The organism is Phormidesmis sp. 146-12 (assembly GCF_052939495.1).
This window is the reverse complement of the sequence record NZ_JBJPHS010000028.1, coordinates 61,080-67,310: the sequence shown is the minus strand read 5'-3', so window position 1 is coordinate 67,310 and position 6,231 is coordinate 61,080. Positions and strand designations below refer to the sequence as shown.

Annotated in this window: 6 protein-coding genes; all 6 read right to left on the bottom strand. The window is 47.8% G+C overall.

Annotated elements, in window-relative coordinates:
* Positions 1-411: 411 nt before the first annotated feature.
* The 6 genes from ACKFKF_RS14040 to ACKFKF_RS14015 all read right to left on the bottom strand — a co-directional run bounded on the left by ACKFKF_RS14040 (position 412) and on the right by ACKFKF_RS14015 (position 6,202).
* On the bottom strand, positions 412-1,542 hold the full coding sequence (locus ACKFKF_RS14040; RefSeq protein WP_446868262.1) for a hybrid sensor histidine kinase/response regulator: 1,131 nt from the start codon (positions 1,540-1,542) through the stop codon (positions 412-414).
* Between the two features lie 154 nt (positions 1,543-1,696).
* Positions 1,697-2,230 carry a GAF domain-containing protein gene (locus ACKFKF_RS14035; RefSeq protein WP_446868261.1) on the bottom strand — a complete coding sequence of 178 codons (534 nt, stop codon included), beginning with the start codon at positions 2,228-2,230 and terminating at the stop codon, positions 1,697-1,699.
* Positions 2,202-3,023: a DUF3891 family protein gene (locus tag ACKFKF_RS14030; protein WP_446868260.1), complete on the bottom strand. Its 822-nt coding sequence runs from the start codon at positions 3,021-3,023 to the stop codon at positions 2,202-2,204. The genes ACKFKF_RS14035 and ACKFKF_RS14030 overlap by 29 nt, the downstream gene beginning before the upstream one ends.
* Before the next feature lie 30 nt (positions 3,024-3,053).
* On the bottom strand, positions 3,054-3,752 hold the full coding sequence (locus ACKFKF_RS14025; protein WP_446861696.1) for a DevA family ABC transporter ATP-binding protein: 699 nt from the start codon (positions 3,750-3,752) through the stop codon (positions 3,054-3,056).
* Between the two features lie 16 nt (positions 3,753-3,768).
* The gene (locus ACKFKF_RS14020) at positions 3,769-5,007 is read right to left on the bottom strand and encodes an FtsX-like permease family protein (protein ID WP_446868259.1); all 1,239 of its coding nucleotides are present in this window, start codon (positions 5,005-5,007) and stop codon (positions 3,769-3,771) included.
* 40 nt (positions 5,008-5,047) lie between these two features.
* Entirely contained in the window at positions 5,048-6,202 is a 1,155-nt protein-coding gene (locus ACKFKF_RS14015) for an ABC exporter membrane fusion protein (protein ID WP_446868258.1), read from the bottom strand.
* Positions 6,203-6,231 lie beyond the last annotated feature (29 nt).

Here is a 6,231-nt window from a genome sequence, read left to right as displayed (position 1 = left end):
GGTTAAGTGCTATTCTGACTTCCAAACTATGCAGTTGTCTTGGTTCAGTGCCCCCGGAAGAACCGCCGCTTTCGCTTGGCTCCTCTCGACCGCTTGACTAATGTAGCGCATACTATCAAAACCTGTCAAGAAATTCGCTGGAAAATGTTTTCGATCTCTCTAAATCCCGCACTGGACAAAGTTTTGGGCTTTCTTAAGTAGGGAAGTATGAAACAGTTCGTCTCGTCTTGATAAGAAATATAGAACCTTGACGGCTCCCCGTCCTGAAGTCCGAGGATTCTTGGATCATGGGGAGTCCTACGACTTTACCCTCACCAAAATTCACTGCGATTCGCCCGACCGCTGGGTCAGTTTTGAAATTGAGCAATCTCCTCCTTCCCAGTTCTGATTGCGACTGCTGATTAATCCACCCTAGCCAATCGGTAAATGCACGATAAAAGAACTGCCTTTACTGACTTCAGACTTAATTTGAATAGTGCCGTTATGGGCGTGGACGATTCTCTGGGATAGCTGCAAGCCTAGACCACTTCCGCCTCGTTTGTGTTTGCCCTGAACGAAGCTCTCAAATAGAGTGGCTTGCTCCTCCGGCGGAATGCCATAGCCTGTATCTCTGACTTCGATCCTGACCATTGGAATCCTTAAACCATTCTCAGATTCTTGGTTTGACACTTTAGATAGGTTGATGTTCACAGAGCCTTGATCCGTGAATTTGATGGCATTGCCAATAAGGTTGGTCATAACGCGATTCAGTTCTAGCCGATCGCCCTTGATCATCAAATCCTGGTCGTCATTGGCTTTTTCAAGGTTTAGGGTTAGTCCCTTATCGATCGCCAGTGGAGAGAGCGCCTTCATCACCTCTTCGGTCAGACTGGCTAGATTGACGGGAGAGAACGTCAGCGTTTTACGCCCTGCCTCGTAACGGTAAACTTCTAATAGCATGTTTACCATTGTCAGCAAGTTTTCGTTGCTTCGGATCATGGTAGCGATCGCTTCTTGAATGTCGTCAGACAGGTCGCCCATGACACCTTGAGCCAGCAGATTTAACATGCGATCGGCAGCAACCAGGGGCGTTCTCAGGTCGTGGGTCAGACGGGAAACAAAATCTTCTCGTTGGCGAGCAATCTGGTCACGCTCATCGACGCTGTGTTTAAGTCGCAATAAAGCGCGGACTCGTGCCAAGAGTTCATCAAAGTGGACGGGCTTGCGAATAAAGTCGTCTGCACCTAGATCTAGACCTTGAGCGACACTCGGCTGATCGTAGGCAGTCGTTAGTAATATTGGCATGAAAGGAAGGGCGCTGTTGTCGCGAATGCGTCGAGTCACCTCATACCCATCCATACCCGGCATCATAACATCCAGTAGAACCAAGTCAGGCGGCGATTGATTAATTTTATCTAAGGCATCTTTACCACCGTCAGATAACTCAACCTGGTATCCCTCGTCTTGCAGGATGGCTTGAATGAGTAAACAGTTGTCAGGGGTATCATCCACCACCAGAATGCGATCGACTTTGGGCAATTTGGTGAAGGGCGATGAGTTCATACGGGTAGCCACAGCCAAAGGGCTGAGAATTTTATCAGTCTCTAAGTAATAAACCTTTCTTGGAGTCGCTTTGCGTCCTTCTTTTGAGAGATTTTTAGGGGGGCTTGTCAAAAGCTGTTGAGAGATTGAGCTAAAAGTTCAAGCAACCGTTTTATTAGGGACTGTAAGTTTTGACATAGGCAACCGCTGTTGGCGTAATTTCTTGAATGAGTTGGTTGACTAGAGATTGTTCGTCCTGAGTCCAAATTCTAGAGCATCCAAACACACAAGGCTGCAAAACGCCCCAGAGTTGTCCGTGCTGACGTACATGGCCATGAATTAGGGCACGGTGCCCAAAATTTTCTTTCTCAAACTGAGCGTTCAGAATTTCTGGACTGGTCGCTTCCACATCTTCCACAAAGATTGACGGTTCAATCTTTAGAGCAGCCGCAAACATGGGGTCTTCGTCGGGCAAAGAGTCGGGTTCAGGTTTCCAGTCTTCGTCGTAGACCGTGGGAACGCTTGAGTCACGAGTCCAGCAAAAGGGCACTCGGCCCATCTGGGTTTGGGGATTGCGAAGGTAGAAGAAGCAGCGATCGACTTGCAAAAATTCTCCCACAGCAGGCATCAATGCAGATAAAAAATCTTCTGGGGATAGGGAAGCGTCAGAGAGGATGAAATCATTTCGCAGCCTCGAAGTCTTTGACAAACGTCCATTCCAGAAGGTCACGCGGGGCTTGTTTGAGAGCCTGAGTCAAGCTGGCATCGTCATCAAATTTGATTTGTGAGAGGTGGGAAAATTCGACATTGACGGTGAAGCGATCGTCCTCAAAGCACCAAGGCATAACCGTGACTAGTCCATTGGCAGCTTGTTTAATGTCATAACGCTGTCCATCCGGGCCTTTGCTGATTTCAAGCGCGCGTTCGTCTTCTGGAAGTTCTTGTTGACAAAGGACTAGAGAGAGGCGATCGCACCATTGCATGAAGTCATAGGCGCTGGCAGCCTCATCTTTAGAGATACCAAGTTCTTCTCGCCAACGGGTTTGGTTTTCGATTTGCTCATCCAAGAACTGATCTCCCTCTTCTGACTCACCTCGGAAGCCTTCGAGTAGGCGACTCTGGTGCATTGAGTTGAGCAAAGCAACCCAACGACCGCGATATAGAGCGCCTTCCATATGCTTGCGAAGTAGTTTGTAGTCTGGCCCCGCCTCATTTTGGGTGAAGTCCATCGGGGCACCTGCTTTGGTGATGATGTTCTCCTGCCATTCTCTTTCGAGGTCATCGTGGTGAGACACTGCGGCGATCGTTTCATATAGGCGAGGAGGAGCGTCTTTTCTGCGCCATTGTCCACCAAGTTGGGCTGCAAGTAGGGCATGGGCACGGTGATAGATAACGTCCCAGCCGTCTTTTGCGGGATTGACAATCACGATCGGATCTCCTGAGTTGATAGAAGGGTAAAGCTGAATCAGCAGAAACCAGAATAGCTGTACTAAAGGCTTCACAAATCTATCGGACGGTCGAAAATTCGCGTTTTAGGCAGAAGTTGCTTCTAAAGAGGCGAGACGGCCGTCTTCCATGTGTAGGGTGCGATCGGAGAGGTCTAAAATTCGGTTGTCGTGAGTCACAAGCAGAATGGCTGAACCTTGTTTTTTTGCCAAGTCGTGCATGATTTCTACTACGTCTCGCCCCGATTTTTTGTCTAGCGCTGCGGTCGGTTCGTCTGCTAACACAATTTTGGGATTGCAGACCAGGGCACGGGCGATCGCGACTCGTTGTTTTTGTCCGCCAGAAAGTTCGTTGGGGTAATGATGGGCCCAATCGCCCAGTCCGACAGCTTCTAGCATGGCTTCAGCGCGATCGCGAGCTTCACTAGCCGGAATATCGGCATGAAGTTCGATCGACATCTGCACATTTTGCCAAGCTCTGAGTGAGTTTAATAAGTTGTGCGCCTGAAAAATGTAACCAATGTTGCGACGCAGTTCGACCAATTGACCTTCTGAAGAGCCTCGGAGTTCTTGACCTAACACTTTCATGCTGCCCTCTTGGGTCGATCGCAGTGCCCCGATCAAAGTCAGCAAAGTTGTTTTTCCAGACCCTGAAGGGCCCGTCATAATCACCACTTCACCAGGGTCGATCGTCGCCGTTACCTCAAATAAAATCTGCTTTTTTAGGCGACCAGTTCCAAAGTAATGATTGACCTGATCGATCGCGATAATAGGTTCTTGAGACATGGTGAAAGTTTGGGATTTAGAAGATGTCTGCTGGATCAGCGTCTTGAACTTTGCGAACGGCAATAATACCCGACAACATACACATGATCATTGCCAAAAACAGAACTAAAATCCCCCTCTGTAGGGTCATGTATACAGGTAAAGCCGTTGCATTTTTGGTGAGGTTGTAAATACCGATACAAAGCAGATATCCAGGAATATAGCCCATCACCGAGAGAATTAGAGCCTCTTGAAAGACGACCGAAAGCAAGTAGCGATTTTTGTAGCCCATTGCTTTGAGGGTTGCGTATTCTGCCAGGTGATCTGTCACATCTGTGTAGAGAATTTGGTAGACGATCACCGTACCAACGATGAAACCGATTACCGTTCCTAGTGTGAAGATGAAGCCGATCGCAGTGCTGTCTTGCCAGTATTTTCGCTCAAATTCAATAAATGCCTTTTTGGATAAAACTCTGACATCTCCCACTACAAAATCCTCCCTGGCTTGTTCGGGAGTTTTGTTAGGATCAATTCTCTGTTCTCCAGGCAAGTTTTGTTTGAATCGCTCCAATGTTTTCTCTAGGTTGGCACCTGGTTCGAGCTTGATTAAACCGATATCGATCTGCTCTTTTTTTCTAGAAGTGAAGATGCGCTGAAAGTTTAAATCACTGGTGATCAAATTGCCGTCTGCCCCAAAAGAAGCCCCTAATCGAAATAAACCGACGACCTCAATTCGACGGCTTTCAACCTCGGTTTTGATGAATGTGTTAGATGACTTTGACTCCTCAAACTTTGCTGGAATTGGGCCAAACTCAGGACGGGAGGCGCTGTCAAATATTACAACATCTGCTAACCGTAATTTATTCTCACTCGCGTTGACTTCTGGAAGTGAAAATACCTTATCTCCAGGAACCAGTCCGATCACCAAAATACTGCGAGTTTGGGGTTGAGGTGGGCCGTCCCAAAATGGGTTTTTCCAGATACCAAATCCTAGATAAAGAGGGCTAATAGACTCAACACCAGAGAACCCAAGCGATTGGTACAACCGTCGCTGAGGAAATGTCTTCATTGAAATGAGCGCTGTCGATTGAGGGCTAATCAAAAAAATGTCACCCTCCAAACTTTGGTGAAGCGTGATCGCACTCTCAAACAGCGCATCCTGAAAACCCAGTTGCAAAAACATCAAGATCACCGCAAATCCAATGCCTGCTAAAGCGACTAACAGCCGAATCTTTTCACGCTTTAGTTGTAACCAGGCAAGGGGAATCGCAAACATAGAAAAAGTATTTTTGACTGAACTTAGAATTGAACGTTTTTTAAGGAGCGATCGCCACCTTAACCTGTAGATTAGTCAATCCTGCAACTTTTTGGCTGTCATCCAATTTGATTTTGACTTCAACAATTCGAGTATCGGTTTTATCCACTGGATCGGTATTGAGAACTTCGTTTTTACGAATCTGTAAGCCAACTTTATCCACAGTTCCCGTCATTTCTCCAGGAAAGGCATAGCTAGTGATGGTGGCTCTTTGACCAGGTTGCACTTTGCCAATGTAGTTTTCATCTACTTCTGCAACGGCGTACATTTGGCGCGTTCGACCGAGTTCTATGATGCCGTCATTGCCAACCACTTCTCCAGGATCAGCATGAACTTTGAGCACCTGACCCTCGATCGGGGCCCGAACGATCGCTTTATCTAATTCTGTTTTTGCTTTCTGAAAATTGGCCATCGCCACATTCACCTGAGCCTGAGCTTGCTGAATATCTGTCGGACGCACTTCGGCCACGCTGCTCAACTCTTGTCGAGACTGCTCTAGGGCGAGTTTTGCTTGTTCTAATGCTTGTCTGGCTTGATCTTGCTGTTGTGCTCTAGTGTCTCGTGTGAGTTGTCTATTTTGTAGATCAAGTTCGGTAACGGCACCATCCTTAAAGAGTTGTCTGTAGCGATCGTATTCCAATTGGGCGTTTCTTAACTCAGCGTTGGCTTTGAGTAATTCTGCTTCTGCTTTGGGGATTTCTGCATTGGATCTCAGAACGTTTGCCCGTTGAGCATTGATGTCTCCCGGTTTGGCTCCCGCTTGCACTTGGGCGAGTTTGGTTTCTGCCTCTTTGACCTGTGCCTCAGCCTGCATCAAAGACGCATACAGCGTGTCTCCTTGATCCATGACGGCGAGGGGTTGATTTGCCCGCACCTGCATCCCTTCTTTGACGAGCATTTTAGAAACTCGCGCTGTCCCAAAGGCAGAAGGAGCGGCAATCTTGACAACACCGCCTTCAGGCTCCAACCGTCCTAGAGCCGAAATCGCATCGGGATCATCATTGGGCGACGGTGACGCGATCGCAGTAGAAGGACTGGACGAAGGACGCAAAATCGCGTAGGAGAAAATGCCGAAACCCGAAAGCGCAAGCGCGATCGCTGACCCAATCAACACTACTCGGACTCCAGTCGGCTTCATCAAGGGTTTGGAACTCACAAGTCAACTCCTAATCAGCGAGAAAAAAT

What these genes read in the sequence shown, in the direction of transcription:
- ACKFKF_RS14040 (WP_446868262.1), bottom strand. Translation starts at nt 1,542, where the DNA reads ATGAACTCATCGCCCTTCACCAAATTGCCCAAAGTCGATCGCATTCTG.
- ACKFKF_RS14020 (WP_446868259.1), bottom strand. Translation starts at nt 5,007, where the DNA reads ATGTTTGCGATTCCCCTTGCCTGGTTACAACTAAAGCGTGAAAAGATT.
- ACKFKF_RS14025 (WP_446861696.1), bottom strand. Translation starts at nt 3,752, where the DNA reads ATGTCTCAAGAACCTATTATCGCGATCGATCAGGTCAATCATTACTTT.